Source organism: Flaviflexus ciconiae (genome assembly GCF_003971195.1).
In the GTDB taxonomy this organism is placed as follows: Bacteria; Actinomycetota; Actinomycetes; order Actinomycetales; family Actinomycetaceae; genus Flaviflexus; species Flaviflexus ciconiae.
Genome location: NZ_CP034593.1, coordinates 2493532 through 2508389, shown reverse-complemented (window position 1 = coordinate 2508389; position 14858 = coordinate 2493532). Strand labels below are relative to the sequence as shown.

Genomic DNA, 14858 nt, shown 5'->3' with positions numbered 1-14858 from the left:
TCAGCCCCAGTGTGGGGGACGTTCCGCCAGGATCTCCCTATCGCGCTGGGATAATCCACTCTTCTTTTTCGTCTCCGCCCGTTCCGGTGTCCGCCGGGCGGGCGGATCGTCTTTGTGGAGAGCTTCCTCGGGCGTCTTGATTTCGCCCCGCTCTAGCCTCTCCCGGTCAACCCGGGAGAGGTAGACGGCACGCTTCTTCACAGGCGATCGCCCTCGTCGTTGTGAGCAGGCCGATCACCGTCGGCGGGCTGTTCCCCGCCGAACTGTGCACCGCCGAGGTCATCTCCACCCGGCTCTTCGCCATTCTCTGATGTCACGACGGCAGGACCAACCTGCCTGCGGACGACGTTGCGGAGTACAACATCAACCTGGATGCCGCGACGGCGCAGGTCAAGTTCGGAACGGAGGGCGTCAACGACTTCGTCTTCGCTGCGGTTCTTGCCGTCACTGATAATCCAGGCAACAAGATCATCGAGCTGATCGTCGGAGTACGCCGCGAGCGGCATACCCGGAGAGACCTTCGGGCGTGGCCCGCGGGGCCGACCCTGAGGTTCATCCAGGTCATCGTCGATTGTTGTCAGATCCAGGTGGGCCGGGATGTTCTTCCCGGTCTTCTTCCGGGAGGCTGCTTGACGCACCTCGTCGCGGACAGCATCAACCGACGAGATGATCCGTTCAATTTCGGCTTGGGGATCGAAGAACACGGAGGTGGTGACAGTGGGCACCACCCGCCATCCCCGACCCGACAGCATCGCGGGCCAGAACTGGTCGCGCCTGCGCAAGGACTTCTCTTCCGCGTATCGCTCGTTATCGATCGTGACGGCGGTTGCCCAGGTTCCCGGGATCTCATCGTGGCCGGCGACGAGAGGAATCGAGAGCGACTCTCCCCTGCGGTAACCCACGCGAGCACGGTAGCCGCGTTCTTGAAGGCGCAGGGCCAGGTCGCGCAGAAGCGCATTGCCTTCGCCCTCGGCCGGATCCTCGGCAGGCGCCTGCTTCCGGTAGGCCTCGAGCAGGTCAACGAGCAGAATCGAGCCGGGCGTTCCGAGCCTGTTCCGGTCAATGTCGGAGGCCTCGAACGAGGAAATCATGGTGAGCGACTTGCGGGGCGACTCGAGTGCCGAAACAAGACCCTCAACGCCAGCCGGGGTCGACAGGTCACCAAACGAGTGCAGTACCCTGCCATGAACGGTCTTGCCTAGGCCCACTGTCAGGATGATGTGGTCCCTGCGCAGTGCCGTGTTGGACATGGCGTCCACGACGGTGAACGGTTCCTTGACCGTGGGATCCGTGAGGTCCCCAAGCGCCGAGGAGGTGCGAGCAACGGAACGGATCGATGCACGGATCCTCTCCGCGTGTGCCGCGTTCAGCGAAATCACGCCGACGGACTCGCCCGGCCTCGAAAGCGCCAGGTCAACAACGGCCTCAACAACCGCCTCGACTTCCTTCTCGGGGCCTTCCACGAGTCCCGACTTCGGTCCGGGCACTCCCGTGCCCTCGACGACCTTGAGCTTGGGCATGGGGCGGGTGGGCGCTCCCGGGTACACGGCAAGAGCCGTGGAGAAACCGTTGCTGGACAGGAAGCTTGCCGTCATCTCATCATGCTTTGAGGACAGTGTGGGCAGGCTTGCCACGGGAAGAATCTTAGACAGGGCCGAAACGGCCTCACCGCGGCTCTGGAGACGACCGGCAACAACGAGTGTGCCGCCACGCAGAATTGCGGGGACAAGCTGTGCCAGTTCAACATTGTCGATGCCGTCGAGGATGACAACATCCGCCCACTTCATGGGAGGAATGAACTGTGCAACGGTTACTGCCGACATTGCCCAGACGGGGCGAGCGGCCTGAAGTAGCTCGCCGTGCCTGGCGATAGCATCCCGGAGCCCGGCCGCACCGTGTTCGGCCAGATAGGAGTCGACCTCGAGGGTCTGGTCCTTCTTCTTCGTGATCTTCGACCTCATGTTCGAGACCACGGCACGGTTAATGTACTGAGGCATTGACTCCACGTGTTCACGATCCTGCTGAACAACGCGGGCCACAAGATCATTGGCACGGGTTCCCGCACCGGCCGCGAGCGCGGGCGTCGAGGAGAACATGTGCTCGAAGACAGAGGCAAGGTGGGCCGCATGAAGTTCGTTCCCAGCCTTGTCGGCAGGGATGGACCTGTCGGTCAGATCCGCGTAGAGCTCGGTTAGGCCGTCCTTTTCGATCTCGCCGCGAAGCGAATTCCTACGCGGCAAATCGGCAAGGTCCCCGGATTCCCTGGCGAGCGCCTGGCAGCGCTTACGTAGCTCGGCAAGCGGAATAGCGGTGAGCTCCCCGCCGTCGGGCAGGAATTCCATGACCTCGTCGATCTCGGCACGGACCTCACCGTATGTGGAGCGTAGCTGGCTCATTCCTTCGGGGATTGAGGGCCATGAGCCGGGCTCGGCGAGAAGGCGCCACTGTTCGCGTTCCCTTTGGACCTTGCTGAGGGAGGCGTGGAGGTCGGTGACTTCCTGACCGGCACGGACCATGTCGCGGGCTTCCTTCTTCAGGTGCCTGCGTTCCGACATTCCCATGGTGGCCCCGTGGCTGTTCCGCCATTCCTTCGATGCCGTGGCAATCAGCATGTCGGCGACGGAGCGTTCGTAGATGTGGGGGCGGAAGGTATCGAGTGTGTCGGAGACTTCGGAGAGGAGCTCAAGCTGCTCAGCCCAGTCATTGAGCGTCTCGGCCTTGCGGAGCCCGGTTTCGGCGGAGGCCCGCTGCACCTGGTCGAGAAGAGCGGGAAGGCTGATGTCGGCAAGGTGGGTGACCCGCTTGTGTGCGGCGGTGGCGTCCTCATCCGTGAAGATCGTGGAGCGGGCCCACGGGTTGGATTCGGATGCTCTGCGATCGAGGCGGAGCGCTTCGTCGAGGCGAGCCGCGGCCCGTCCGCGTGCTTCCTCGTCGGACAGCGCGGTGACAACGTCTTCGCTGAGCCGCACCTTCGTCTTCGCTCCGTCTTCTTCCAGCGACATCTCAACAATCTGTGTGAGCAGCTGGTAGGCGGATACACCCCACTTGGGTGAGGTTTCATGGAGTGCCGACATGAACTCAACGAGGGCTTCACGGTCAGATTCGAGCTGAGCATTGCGCTCGGAGACGGCCTCGGCGTCAATTGTTGGCGACTTAAGTCGCATACCGGTGCGCAGGCGCATCGGTACTTCGGAGACCTTGCCGAAGTCAGCAACGAGATCGCCAAGTCCCATGATGTTGAGCTGGCCGGTGAAGGCCCGGTGAGCAGAAGAGTTGCCGTACAGGTAGAGGACAGACTTACCGGAGGCGGCAATATCTGATGCGATTGAGGCAAGGACGCGCCTTGGGGACGTGCCCGGAGCCGAGTCAATAAAGACGGAGGTGCCACCGGCAACCGCGTCAACAATATCGAGTTCGGTGACATCGAGCTGGCCGGCACCGCGCTCTTCCTGGGGTGAACGATCGTGGGGATCGGCCTCGATCTGCTCGTTGCTCGGGGTTTCGGAAACGAGGCGGGCAATGAGCCGGGAACCGCGGATCCTCGGCTCCATCGTCACCAGGTCATCGTGCAGGATCGCGGACGGGGAGGAAGCAAGGGCGAGGAGCGTGACACTCCGATATTCACAGCCGGGCAGGTAGACGCGCGCCAGCTCCCGCAGGCGGGCCAGCGCCGATTCCTGGGTCTCCGGGTCGTGGGCGAGGGTGCGGATCTCAGCCACGGCTTCCACGGGTGCGCCGTGACGGCGCAGGGCACCAAGCACGGAAGAGGAGATATCGGCTTCGTGGCCGAGGGTGAGGACGGGATCCGCTGCTGTCGATGCGACGACATGAACAACGCGGCGGAGCGCGGGTTCCGTTACTTCAATGATCTGAGGGCCAGTTGGTTCCTCGGAGACCTCTTCGGCTTCGTCGAGGGAGATTTGACCGGTCTCATCGAAGGCCGCTCCCAGTTCAACGTCATCAGCGTTGTCACCCGGCTCGGGTTCGGAGGCAGACTGCTTCTTGGGGCGGATCTCCGACCATGTGAGGGTCCCCATGACGAGGGAGATCGGGGCCGAACCGTAGGACTCTTCCAGACTGCGTTGCTTTTCGAGGAGCGCATTAATCTTGGTTCGCGCCCTGCCCTGGGTTTCCGATTCGCGGAATACCGACGTGAGCGGGGTGGGGCTGCCCGAATAGAACTGGGCTGCACCCGTCGGGTGGAGACTCGACAGGTCAAGAACCGTTGGTTCGTCGGCGGAGAGAACAATATCGTCCGTCTTCAGTGACAGGCTTTCCCGCCACTGCGCGAAAGCTTCGGTGATCGCAGCGTACGCTGCGTCCGTTTCCTCGTCGAGGCTCCTGTCGAGAGCCGGTACGGGACGCTCCTGCTCCACTGGCAGAGCATTGTCCAGGCTTGGCGAGGCGGTGGCCTCGATCGGGGAGGCCGCCGATGGTTCGGCGACCTTCTCGACCGGCTGGGAGCGCTTCTTGCGGAAGAATGATATGGGACTCACCCCTTTACCGTACCCATTCTTGACCCGCACATCGGTTAAGCAGGGCCGCCGCCACCTGCTTAAACTCGATTATTTAGCCACTGGATGATGTCTTCCACGACCTGTTCTGAGTCCGGCTCGTTGAGCACTTCGTGGAATCCGGCAGGCACGGTCACGAGCTCTGCTGGGGATCCGGAGTCTCTTACACTCGCGACAAACTCTCGGGATCCCTCGATGTTAGCGATCTGATCGTCCTCGCCATGAACAACGTAGAGCGGCAGGCCCTTCTTCCACACGCTGGCATTGTCCAGTGCTTTCCGGCCGTGCACTGCCATCGACGTGCCCGTGAGCATCGGCACCCATCCGTGATGAACAAGCGGGTCACGCTCGTATGCTCGCACCACGAACGGATCTCGGCTCAGGTCCTTCGTGTCAATGTTGGTAATTGGAATGCTTGGCAGGAACCTTGAAAGACCGTATCCGATCTTCGCAATGATGGGTGCGACTTCCGGGAACTGGCGGAAGGCCGGGCCGGACAGGACAACAGCATCGACGCCACGAGGGTCAATGAGCGCAGACATTCCCGTGATCAGCCCACCCATCGAGTGTCCGAATAGAACGAGGGTGTCCGTTCTTGTTCGTGCCATGACTTCTGCGCGAGCCGCACGGTGGTCTTTGAGCAGCTCCGGCATATCGACCTGCGCCCGGGGCCCGGCGGCCCGCCCGTGCCCTGCCTGGTCGTAGCTGAACACGTCATATCCGGCTTCAGCAAAAATCTCAATGATATGCGAGTACCGAGCGGAGTGTTCCCCAAAACCGTGCAACAGGAGAACAGTTGAACGGGGTTCCCCCACTGCGATCACATGCCGTAGTTCCATGACACTAACTCTTCCACGAAAAAGACGATCAGAGGAAGGTTCCGCGAACTCAGGCCGGGATCCCGCGATCTTACGTCCATGCCCGCACCCGAGAAATATCAGACTGACATCCGTGACGCCGGCGGAGAATCTTGATCAAGGACAGGCTTAGCCCGACCCGTTACCGCTGACCGTTGCCCAATTGTCACCGTGCGGTGCCCGCTACCCCCATCCGAGCGCGTGCAACCGGTCGTCGTCGATTCCGAAATGGTGGGCAATTTCGTGAATAACGGTCACGGCAATCTCGTGGATAAGTTCTTCCCTGGTTTCGCACCAGCGTGACAGTGGTCCACGGAAAATAAAGATCGTGTCGGGCAGTGCACCCGCCCATCCATCATCACGATCCGTGAGGGCAATGCCTTCATACAGTCCGAGAAGGGCGGGCAAGCCATCTTCATCACGCTGATCCGGACCAACCATGTCGGGAGCCGGTTCGTCTTCGATCAGGAAGACGACGTTGTCGACAGCATCCATGAACTCGTCGGGAACCATATCGAGCGCGTCGGCAACGGCTTCCTCGAACTCTTCTTCGGAAATATCAACCACGAGGCTATTGTCCCACGCGAAAGCAACGATGAATCCTTGGGAATCACAGAACACTGTTGGTTCGTTCAATGACCGTGGCTACGTACCCGACCAGCACCGCCAGACGTGGGTCACTTTAGTCAGAAAAAAAGAAGGACTCTCCTGTAGCTTCCATGGAGAGGCCGGGGAGTGCAATTGCTTCTCACCATAAACATCCAGGCGGACGCTCTCAAGAGACACGGAGTGGATGCCGCCTCACAAACCGAGCATCTTCCCCAACAACGATCCCCGGCAGATTAATTCCGCCGGGGATTATCTTCCCGGTGCCATAGCTTCTGTCATGACCTCCGCCGCCGCGGTGCCATGAAGCTCATGTTCGCCTAGTAGCTGGCTCGCTCTTCACCCGGCTTTCCTGCCTGCTCCTCGCCTTGCTGGATGGGGATAAAGGTGGTGGCAAGGGCCTCGGATTGGCGGGCGAGGATCGCAACGTCGGCTTGGACAAGAATGAAGTCGGTACCTTCATCGATGTAGCCGTGTGCGAGCTTCGGGTCGAAGGCGTTGATGCCGACGGGGATGCCAGCGTCGCGGGCAGCCGCGATTGTCTTCTTGATGTTTGCGACAACATCGGGGTGCGCCTGCTGACCGATGAGTCCCATGGAGGCGGCAAGATCGGAGGGGCCGATAAAGATGCCGTCAACGCCCGGGGTTGCGCAGATCTCCTTGACGTTCTCGACGGCCTGGGCAGATTCGATTTGGACGATGACGGAGACGTATTCGTCGTTCGACTTTGTCAGGTAGTTCTCGACGCGGTTCCAGCGCGCGGCTCGCGCAAGAGCCGAGCCCACACCGCGGACACCCTCGGGAGGATATCGGGTGGCTGCTACAGCCTTTGCCGCTTCGTCAGCGGTGTTGACCATGGGGATGAGGAGGTTTTGTGCACCAAGGTCCAGGTACTGCTTGATGAGGACCGTGTCGTTGACGGGAAGCCGAACCACCGGGGTTGCCGGGTAGGGTGCAACGGCCTGCAGCTGGGCCTGGATTGACTCGAGCGACAGCGGGGAATGTTCGCCGTCGATGAGGACCCAGTCGGGCCCGCTTCCTGCGCATATTTTTGCGTTAATGGTGCTTCCCGAGCTGATCCACATGCCCACCTGGGAGCGAGTGGATTTGGCAAGGACCTGGCCGAAGGTGGGCGGGAGTTCTAGACGAACCGACATGACACCGACCCAACGGGCCGTAGTCGCACAGCACGCTGTCGCCCTGCTCCACCCACATGGGTCGAGTGAACGAGCCTGCGAGGATAAGTTCGCCCGCTTCGAGGCGGGAACCGTGCTGGTGGAACTTGTTGGCCAGCCAGGCCACGCCCGTGGCCGGGTGGTTGAGGACACCGGCGGCAACGCCCGTTTCCTCAATCGTTTCGTTCTTGTAAAGCAGGGCCGATACCCAGCGCAGGTCAACGGTATCCGGTTTCGTCGGATTGCCGCCGATCACCATGCCGCCGTAGGCGGCATTATCGGAGATTGTGTCAACGATGGTGCGGCCTTCAAGCTCGATGTGCGAGTTGAGGATCTCGAGTGCGGGAACAACATATTCGGTTGCTCGCAGTACGTCAAAAATTGAGCAGTGTGGGCCCTCGAGGGGGCCTTCAGGAGGAAAGCAAGTTCAACTTCGATGCGGACATTGAGGAACCGGTTGTAGTCGATGATCGAACCATTCTCGTACACCGTGTCATCGAACATGACGCCGTAGTCGGGTTCGGTGATTCCGGTGGCCGCCTGCATGGCTTTCGAGGTAAGGCCGATCTTTCGGCCGACGAGGCGCCGCCCAGCAGCGATCTGCTGGTCACGCCACACTCCCTGGATCTCGTACGAGTCCTCAACCGTGGCGTCGGGGAACCGTTTCGTCATTCGGGGAATGAGCTCGCGGGTCCTGTCAGCTTCGGCGAGCTCGCTGGCGATCTGGTCGATCGCTGTTCTGTCTAGCATGTCTGTCCTTCCGGGACGGCCGCGGAGCAAGTCGTAGGCCGAGGGCGACCCTGCGGTCCTCGGACTTCTTTTCATCGAGAATAATCTCGGGCTGTGCTGTGGTCGGCATGACTTACACCTGCTCACCGAGCTTGAAGCCCTCAAGCGTGTCACCCTCGCGGGTGTGCGAGAAGCCGTCGGCACCGATGGTGACATCCATTTCCTTCGCTTCGAGGCGCTCGCGGAGCGGCTGCACGTCGCCGTCAAGGTCGAGAACAGCAGAAGCCTCGGTATACCAACAGGGCACAACGGGGTTACCCCACCAGTCACGACGCTGGTTGTCGTAAACATCCCAGGTGACGGTCGAGTTGTCAGGGTCGCCCGCGTAGTAGTCCTACGTGTAGATCTCGACGCGGAGACCGTCCGGATCGCGCAGGTAAAGGTAGAAGACGTTCGACACACCATGGCGGCCCGGGCCGCGCACCCTGGTACGCAGAGCAAGAATGTCACCGAGCGTTCCCGCCATCGCCCATCCCCGGGCCTCCATGACCAGCACTTCACCCTCGTTAACGGTGTCGATGGCGCGCTTCTGTGCGTTGAAGCCGCCACCCTTCGCCTTGAACAGGTCTGGACGGTGAGCAACGTAGCGAAGCGTGCGGGCAGTGCCAATAATCGTCGTGCCCACAACGATCGGGTGCACGCCGTCAATGGAGACATTGGCGTAGCCGTGCTTTCGAAGAACCGAGGACAGGGTCGCAACGGCAACGTTCAAGAGGCGCTCGCGCAGTTCGGGGGCAGCTCAAACTCGGGCTCAAGACCGGCCTCTTCAGGCGAACCCCACTCATCAATCCGCTGCTTGTCATCGGCAGCAGGTGCCGAACCAATGTCAGCGAGTGCCGGGCCGGCAACAACAGTGGTGGTGAGCTCACCGGAAGTAAGCGACGGATCGGTCTCGGAGAACACCTCGACGGTGACGGTCTGGCCGGGCTGGAGAACGGAAGAGCCGGCAGGCGTTCCCGTGAGGATAATGTCGCCCGGCTCCAGAGTCATGAAGAGGGACAGGTCCGCAATGAAGTGGGAAAAGCTGAACAGCAGGGTGGAGGAGGAGTCGTCCTGAACAACCTTGCCATCAACCGTGGCCTTAATGCGTAGCGTTGCTGGATCGACCTTGGTTGCATCGATGAGCTGCGGACCAACGGGGGTCATGCCATCACCGGACTTCGAGCGAACATTCGAGCCCTTATCCGCGGCGCGGAAATCGAGCAGACCCATGTCGTTACCTGCGATCACCCAGCCGACGTGCGACCAGGCATCCTCTTCGGAGATGTGGCGGCCAGCCTTGCCAATCACGAGGGCAATCTCTGCTTCGAAGACGAGCAGCTCGGTACCCTCGGGGCGAACAACCTCGCCGGGGCCGGTCAGACGGGAGGCGGCCTTCAGGAAGCACGACGTTTCCTTCGGGGTGCGTCCGCGCTGGGCGGCACGGGACGGGTAAGAGAGGTGGACAGCGACGATCGTCCCCACGGAGTGATCGAGTGTCTGGGAAACGACTGTGGCACTCAACGCCTGCTCTTTTGCATGTGGTGCTGGTCGGTCCAGCTGTCAGATCACAACCTGACTAGTTCGCATACTCAATCGTATACGATCTGTGATGCGACCATGGCCTAGGAATTAATCCTTGTCAACTAAATATTTGAAATTGCTTCAACGAGTTTTCCCGGCGGGCCCGAAGTAGTTCGGCCTCAAGGACAATTCGACGAGGTGGACACATAGAGTAGGGGTAGAAAGTACGCCACTCCCCTCAGGCTTACTTCGAAGGAGAAGTGACAATGTCCGATAACCGAATCTCAGAGCTCCTGTCCCGCATCCCCACCGACCTGTTCATTGGCGGGGAATGGCGGGCGTCTAGCACCGGTGAACGCTTCGATGTTCTCAACCCGGCGACCGGCGAAGTTCTCACCTCCGTTGCGTCCGCCAGCCCACAGGACGGTAAGGAAGCCCTCGATGCTGCGGTCGCCGCGCAGGAGGAGTGGGCGGCCACCTCCCCCAGGGCTCGCTCCGACATCCTCTACAAGGCTTTCGAGCTCGCCACCACGAGCTACGCCGAGGACCTCGCCCTTATCATGACCCTCGAAATGGGGAAGCCCCTCGACCAGGCGGCTGGCGAAGTTGCCTACGGCGCGAGCTTCCTCCGCTGGTTCGCGGAAGAGGCCACCCGGATCCGCGGCGACTACTTCCGCATCCCCGAAGGCCACCTCCAGGCAATCGTCGTGCGCCGCCCCGTCGGCCCCTGCCTGTTCATTACGCCCTGGAACTTCCCGCTGGCCATGGCCACCCGCAAGGCGGGCCCCGCCTTCGCCGCGGGCAACACCGCGATCCTCAAGCCCTCGAAGGAAACCCCGCTAACTTCGCTCTTTTTTGGGAAGATCATGCAGGAGGCGGGACTGCCCGATGGCGTCCTGTCAGTTATTCCGTCGAAGTCGTCCCGCGACATTACCGGTCCGATCATCGAGGACTCGCGCCTGCGCAAGCTGTCTTTCACGGGCTCCACGGCAGTCGGCAAGGCCCTCCTGAAGGAAGCCGCCGGCAACGTTCTGCGCACCTCAATGGAGCTCGGCGGCAACGCGCCCTTCATAGTCTTCGAGGATGCCGACATTGATAAGGCAGTCGACGCGGCCGTCGCCACAAAGATCCGCAACATGGGTGAGGCCTGCAACGCGGCTGACCATTTCTTCGCTCACGAGGACGTCTACGAAGAGTTCACGACGAAGTTCACGAAGGCCCTCGCAGCCAAGACCGTCGGCGCAGGCACCGAGGACGGAATCGATGTTGGACCGCTCGTCAGCCAGAAGCAGCTCGATGATGTCACCGGGCTTGTCCAGCGCGCAATCGAGGCAGGCGCCAACGTTGAGACCGGTGGTGAACGAGTCGGCGACTCCGGCTACTTCTTCGCACCCACGGTCCTCACGAACGTGGCACCCGACGCGGAGATCATGACCGAAGAAATCTTCGGCCCCGTCGCTCCCGTCGTGTCCTTCTCCGACGAGAAGGAGCTCGTCAAGATCATCAACGCCGACTCGGTTGGCCTCGCGGGCTACTTCCACACGAACGATCTGCCCCGGGTCCTCCGCCTCGCGGAGAAGCTGGAGATCGGCATGCTCGGAGTCAACTCCGCCACGATCTCCAACACGGCGGCTCCCTTCGGCGGCCTCAAGCAATCCGGCATGGGACGCGAAGGCGGCAAGGAAGGCATCGAGGAATACCTCGAGACCGTCTACGTCGGCATGCCGGCACCGGATCTGTCCTAGTAAGAAGGTGTCATAGCTGCAGAGAGCCAATGACTCTCTGCAGCCCCACCAGGTAGCGAACGCCCGCAGATTATTCCGCGGGCGTTCAGCTTTGTCAGGTTTTTGGGGCGATTGTCCCCACGGTCGGCCAGCACGCCCACAGCAAACCGTTGCTCGTGCGGCTGGCTATAACCTCAGTAGCGAACCGCGGCCTCGATTGCGGGCCTCTGCTCCGGTGTTCAGCGACTACTCCTGAGGGAGGAACACTTCGGTCGTGTTCTTGGAGTCCCACACGAAATATCCGGATGCAATGATGAGGTTCCCTTCGGCCGCCGGGCGGGTAAGTAGCTCATTACCTTCGGAATCGATAAGCGTGAGCTCCTGCCCAGCCTTCAGGAGGAATAGCGAACCGTCGGCGGACACACCGGCAACGTCGTACGGTTCGACACCGTCAACGCCAAACTCACCATCCTGCGTGAACAGCTTCCCGCTCTCGTTCTCAAAGAGGGCCAAAGTTCCATCGGCCGCAACGGCAATGACGGGTCCGGCGGCTAGATGCTCCTCAACCGGGAAGAGGACGCCTTCAGCGGGTGTGGGGACGAAGGCGTGCATGGGCTTCCCAGAGCTGGTGTCAACGCTGTCGCCATCGACATCGAAAGCCGCGTACTCGGGGGCATCGGGATCGTTTTCAACGACGTAGCCATCAGTTGCCCACACAGGGTCATCACGGTGAATCGTTGTGATGGTCTCGCCGGTATCAAGATTGAGGACGCGGCTTTCATTAGCGCCGCCGAGAGTCACCGCGAGCAGACCATCGTCGAGAACGTGGAGTTCGGTGGGCGCCTCAATACCGGCCTCCCACAGTGCTTCTTCGCCATTGACCGCGAAAAGCCCCACGGAAGATATGTCGAGTAGGACAACGTCACCCACCCGCGCACTTATGTGAACGCCGCCGTATGCCTTCGACGAGTCAACGGCGAGATCGTCCACAATGTCCCCGGTGGCAATATCGGCAACCTGCCAAGTGCTGTCAGCCATGTCGAGAGTGAGGACGGTGCCATCACTGGTTTCCGAGGGACTGCAGGTGGAACCTTCGATAGCCCACACTTGTTCGCCGCTACGAACATCCCATCCGCGGACATGGTAGGCACCATTCTCGTCGCTTGATTCGACCGCGACGTCGCCGTCGAGCGCACAAAGGAAGCCAGATATATAGAAAGGATCTGCCACTCCGTTGGCGTACTCGTCTTTAAGCCAGGCACCAGAGTCGCCCTGAGGGCTGAGAGTTAGGTCAGCTACCTCCGGGAGCTCAGCCCCCTCATCCGTCTCATCGCCCGAGCAGGCCGCCACAAGAAGAGCGGACGCAACAACGACACCGGTGACGCTCGTCCGTATTCGTACATTTTTCGCTACGTTCACGGTGGCACCCTATCCGTAGCAACCCAGCGCACATGGGCGTACCGTCGGGCTGAAGTCCCCGAAACTCACCCCATCAACAAGGCCGGGACCCAACTGCACTTCTCGTGCGGTCAGGCCCCGGACTCGATCACCGTGCAGGTTCGTGTAAGCCCGGCACGTTATGCATATGTGGGTTACACGGCGGTGTATCCACCATCGACGATGAAGTCGGACGCTGTTGCGTACGTGCTTGCATCGCTAGCCAGGTAGACGGCGATGCCAGCGAGCTCATCGGGACGGCCCAGGCGGCGCTGCGGGGTTACGCCGGCCCATTCATCGCGAAGCGGTGCGAGCTCTTCCGACTGAAGTAGTTCGGTACCGATGTAGCCGGGGCTGATTGTGTTGACCCGAACGCCCCTGTCCGCCCATTCCACACCGAAAGATTTGGACATATGCACAACACCGGCCTTCGAGGTGTTGTAGTGAATCTGCGGCTGGGGCACGTTCACAATCGATCCGGACATGGAGCCCGTGTTGACGATCGATCCACCACCGTTCTCGAGCATGTAGCGACCCGCGGCCTGCGTTCCGAAGAACACCGCATGCATGTTGAGGTTGATCATCCTATGCCAGTCTTCAACGGACAGGTCTTCCGAAGGAACGTTGTGCGCCATCCCAGCGTTGTGGAAAGCGATGTGTAGGCCTCCGAAGTCTGCAACAACCTGCTCCACAAGCTTCGGGGCGTTCTCTGCAACGGTGACATCGACTGCGTACGCCTTCGTCTTTCGTCCCGTTGCCTCAGCAATATTCTTAGCCGTGCCCTCGGCCTTCTCCAAGTTGATATCGACGACCGCGACATCCGCACCAGCTTCGGCCAGCCCGGTCGCGAGCGCCTCACCGATCCCCTGCGCGGCTCCAGTTACGTAGGCTACTTTTCCATCCAGTCTGAACTTGTCCATGATGCTCATTGCGGGATCCTCTCTTCGATACTTCCCAGTGACCGACACCAATTGCGTGGCGCCCGTCACCTCCAAGCCTAGGTATCTCAACCGGCCATCGATAGAGATTTCCCCTCACTGAATAAAGTGAACGGAGGTTTAGAATTCACAATCTGAACCATGACAGACTGGAAATTTGAGACGTTATGCAACGTGCAGGAGAAACCCGAGCAAAGTCGGTGCACGCACGACTTATCCCAGTGCTCTGCTCATCCAGCGGATGGATCAATTGCTGTGGGGTAGCGTCCTGTTGGGTAATGAAGGTCCTCAACGTCCCGTTCTCTGATGAAACGCTTCGACGAGGGCTCTGGCTTTCTTGGCGGACAGCATCCCGGCCATGAGTCTGATCGCAGAGTCATCGGTGAAGCGAATATAGAGCCTGCCGCGCTGGGCGAACCTGGGCTGGTGGGAAATTGCGTCGATATCGTCGAGTGTGCAGCGCCATGCGATCTTCATTTTTTGCGCCCGCCCGAGCGTTCCCGTAATCGCCATGAGTTGCGCGGTCGTTAGTAGGAGTTCCGGCATGTTCATCGCAACCCTGTGGAGGGATACTGCCATGCCGCCCCGTGGCGCTATGAGGGATGTGCCGCCAATAGCTTTGTCCGCCGCTTCGTTCCAGGATCGGACATCGAGACCACCGATCGGATCGAAGCTAACCGACGGGCCGCGCCTACCAATGTCCTCGTGGCCCTGAACGTAGGTGACTTTCGCAAGCGCAAGAGGCCACTCCCCCGGCCCACACAGGGCGGAGAGCTCCTCTCTGTATAGCTTGAGATAGTCAAACATGGTCGTATCGTAGCGGAGGCAAACTAGCAGGTCACGGGGTGGAACAAATCTCCTCCTCGAGTCAAAGTGCCCAGCAATCTCTCGCCCGAACGACATTCAACCTCGAGAATCACCAGCACACAATCGCGTCTTTCCGGCACGCGAGGGCGCTTAAACGCCGCGTGTTCAAAAGTGAGGCCCCTTAGTCCACCGTTATTTCAGGCGAAAATCGTTAGCCTGGGCTCGACGGGAGAAGCCACGATGCGGAAGTATCTGGTAGCCATTGCGATATGGGCTCTCATTTTCCGTTTGCCATCGTCAACGGAATCCTACGTGACGACGTGCTCGACGGCCTTGGCGATTTCGCCCCTCCTCTGAGCGGTGTCATTCTCTCGGCCATTATCCTCGTCATCGCACTGTTCCTTATTCCAAAGATCGAGGATTGCCGACCCAGGGATTATGTTTTCTTTGGAATTATCTAGTTCGTTCTCACGAACCTGTTCGACCTATCGGCGATCTTGATCGACGG

15 protein-coding genes are annotated in these 14858 nt (G+C 60.5%); 2 read left to right on the top strand and 13 right to left on the bottom strand.

All coding sequences use genetic code 11. The annotated features are described in order from the left end of the window. From EJ997_RS11205 to EJ997_RS11170, 10 genes are all read right to left on the bottom strand, one after another. Window positions 1–201 carry a hypothetical protein gene (locus tag EJ997_RS11205; protein ID WP_126704625.1) on the bottom strand — a complete coding sequence of 67 codons (201 nt, stop codon included), beginning with the start codon at window positions 199–201 and terminating at the stop codon, window positions 1–3. After that, window positions 198–4496 (bottom strand): hypothetical protein, encoded by a 4299-nt coding sequence (locus tag EJ997_RS11200; RefSeq protein WP_126704624.1) that lies wholly within the window; start codon window positions 4494–4496, stop codon window positions 198–200. Before EJ997_RS11200 ends, EJ997_RS11205 begins: the two co-directional genes overlap by 4 nt. 59 nt (window positions 4497–4555) lie before the next feature. Then, entirely contained in the window at window positions 4556–5353 is a 798-nt protein-coding gene (locus EJ997_RS11195; RefSeq protein ID WP_126704623.1) for an alpha/beta hydrolase, read from the bottom strand. Between the two features lie 201 nt (window positions 5354–5554). After that, window positions 5555–5884 carry a metallopeptidase family protein gene (locus EJ997_RS11190; protein WP_126705053.1) on the bottom strand — a complete coding sequence of 110 codons (330 nt, stop codon included), beginning with the start codon at window positions 5882–5884 and terminating at the stop codon, window positions 5555–5557. A gap of 413 nt (window positions 5885–6297) precedes the next feature. Further along, window positions 6298–7062, bottom strand: a complete 765-nt coding sequence (locus EJ997_RS11185; RefSeq protein WP_228201495.1) for an HpcH/HpaI aldolase family protein — start codon at window positions 7060–7062, stop codon at window positions 6298–6300. Beyond that, window positions 7034–7411 carry an FAA hydrolase family protein gene (locus tag EJ997_RS13600; RefSeq protein WP_228201494.1) on the bottom strand — a complete coding sequence of 126 codons (378 nt, stop codon included), beginning with the start codon at window positions 7409–7411 and terminating at the stop codon, window positions 7034–7036. Before EJ997_RS13600 ends, EJ997_RS11185 begins: the two co-directional genes overlap by 29 nt. Further along, window positions 7405–7902, bottom strand: a complete 498-nt coding sequence (locus EJ997_RS13595) for an FAA hydrolase family protein (RefSeq protein WP_228201493.1) — start codon at window positions 7900–7902, stop codon at window positions 7405–7407. Before EJ997_RS13595 ends, EJ997_RS13600 begins: the two co-directional genes overlap by 7 nt. Window positions 7903–8014: 112 nt before the next feature. Beyond that, window positions 8015–8188, bottom strand: coding sequence for a hypothetical protein (locus tag EJ997_RS13230; RefSeq protein ID WP_206501660.1), 174 nt, complete (start codon window positions 8186–8188; stop codon window positions 8015–8017). Between the two features lie 87 nt (window positions 8189–8275). Then, complete coding sequence (locus EJ997_RS13590; RefSeq protein WP_228201492.1) at window positions 8276–8653, bottom strand: RraA family protein; 378 nt, start codon at window positions 8651–8653, stop codon at window positions 8276–8278. Next, the gene (locus EJ997_RS11170; RefSeq protein WP_164719982.1) at window positions 8650–9444 is read right to left on the bottom strand and encodes a fumarylacetoacetate hydrolase family protein; all 795 of its coding nucleotides are present in this window, start codon (window positions 9442–9444) and stop codon (window positions 8650–8652) included. The genes EJ997_RS13590 and EJ997_RS11170 overlap by 4 nt, the downstream gene beginning before the upstream one ends. Window positions 9445–9710: 266 nt before the next feature. Here EJ997_RS11170 and EJ997_RS11165 point away from each other — a divergent pair, with 266 nt between their 5' ends. Next, window positions 9711–11189 (top strand): NAD-dependent succinate-semialdehyde dehydrogenase, encoded by a 1479-nt coding sequence (locus EJ997_RS11165; protein WP_126704620.1) that lies wholly within the window; start codon window positions 9711–9713, stop codon window positions 11187–11189. Window positions 11190–11414: 225 nt separating this feature from the next. On the opposite strand, the gene EJ997_RS11160 is transcribed toward EJ997_RS11165, so the two are convergent. From EJ997_RS11160 to EJ997_RS11150, 3 genes are all read right to left on the bottom strand, one after another. Then, on the bottom strand, window positions 11415–12587 hold the full coding sequence (locus tag EJ997_RS11160; protein WP_126704619.1) for a hypothetical protein: 1173 nt from the start codon (window positions 12585–12587) through the stop codon (window positions 11415–11417). A gap of 173 nt (window positions 12588–12760) precedes the next feature. Beyond that, window positions 12761–13534 carry an SDR family oxidoreductase gene (locus EJ997_RS11155; protein WP_126704618.1) on the bottom strand — a complete coding sequence of 258 codons (774 nt, stop codon included), beginning with the start codon at window positions 13532–13534 and terminating at the stop codon, window positions 12761–12763. Window positions 13535–13831: 297 nt separating this feature from the next. Further along, window positions 13832–14350, bottom strand: a complete 519-nt coding sequence (locus EJ997_RS11150; protein WP_126704617.1) for a hypothetical protein — start codon at window positions 14348–14350, stop codon at window positions 13832–13834. 269 nt (window positions 14351–14619) lie between these two features. Between EJ997_RS11150 and EJ997_RS11145 the strand changes: the two genes are divergently transcribed. After that, window positions 14620–14811, top strand: a complete 192-nt coding sequence (locus tag EJ997_RS11145) for a hypothetical protein (protein WP_126704616.1) — start codon at window positions 14620–14622, stop codon at window positions 14809–14811. Window positions 14812–14858: the final 47 nt, after the last annotated feature.

Excerpts from the sequence above, each read along its gene's own strand:
- EJ997_RS11195 (WP_126704623.1), bottom strand. The coding sequence starts at position 5,353 with ATGGAACTACGGCATGTGATCGCAGTGGGGGAACCCCGTTCAACTGTT.
- EJ997_RS11190 (WP_126705053.1), bottom strand. The coding sequence starts at position 5,884 with ATGGTTCCCGACGAGTTCATGGATGCTGTCGACAACGTCGTCTTCCTG.
- EJ997_RS11185 (WP_228201495.1), bottom strand. The coding sequence starts at position 7,062 with ATGTGGATCAGCTCGGGAAGCACCATTAACGCAAAAATATGCGCAGGA.
- EJ997_RS13600 (WP_228201494.1), bottom strand. The coding sequence starts at position 7,411 with ATGGTGATCGGCGGCAATCCGACGAAACCGGATACCGTTGACCTGCGC.
- EJ997_RS13595 (WP_228201493.1), bottom strand. The coding sequence starts at position 7,902 with ATGCTAGACAGAACAGCGATCGACCAGATCGCCAGCGAGCTCGCCGAA.
- EJ997_RS11165 (WP_126704620.1), top strand. The coding sequence starts at position 9,711 with ATGTCCGATAACCGAATCTCAGAGCTCCTGTCCCGCATCCCCACCGAC.
- EJ997_RS11155 (WP_126704618.1), bottom strand. The coding sequence starts at position 13,534 with ATGAGCATCATGGACAAGTTCAGACTGGATGGAAAAGTAGCCTACGTA.
- EJ997_RS11150 (WP_126704617.1), bottom strand. The coding sequence starts at position 14,350 with ATGTTTGACTATCTCAAGCTATACAGAGAGGAGCTCTCCGCCCTGTGT.
- EJ997_RS11145 (WP_126704616.1), top strand. The coding sequence starts at position 14,620 with ATGGGCTCTCATTTTCCGTTTGCCATCGTCAACGGAATCCTACGTGAC.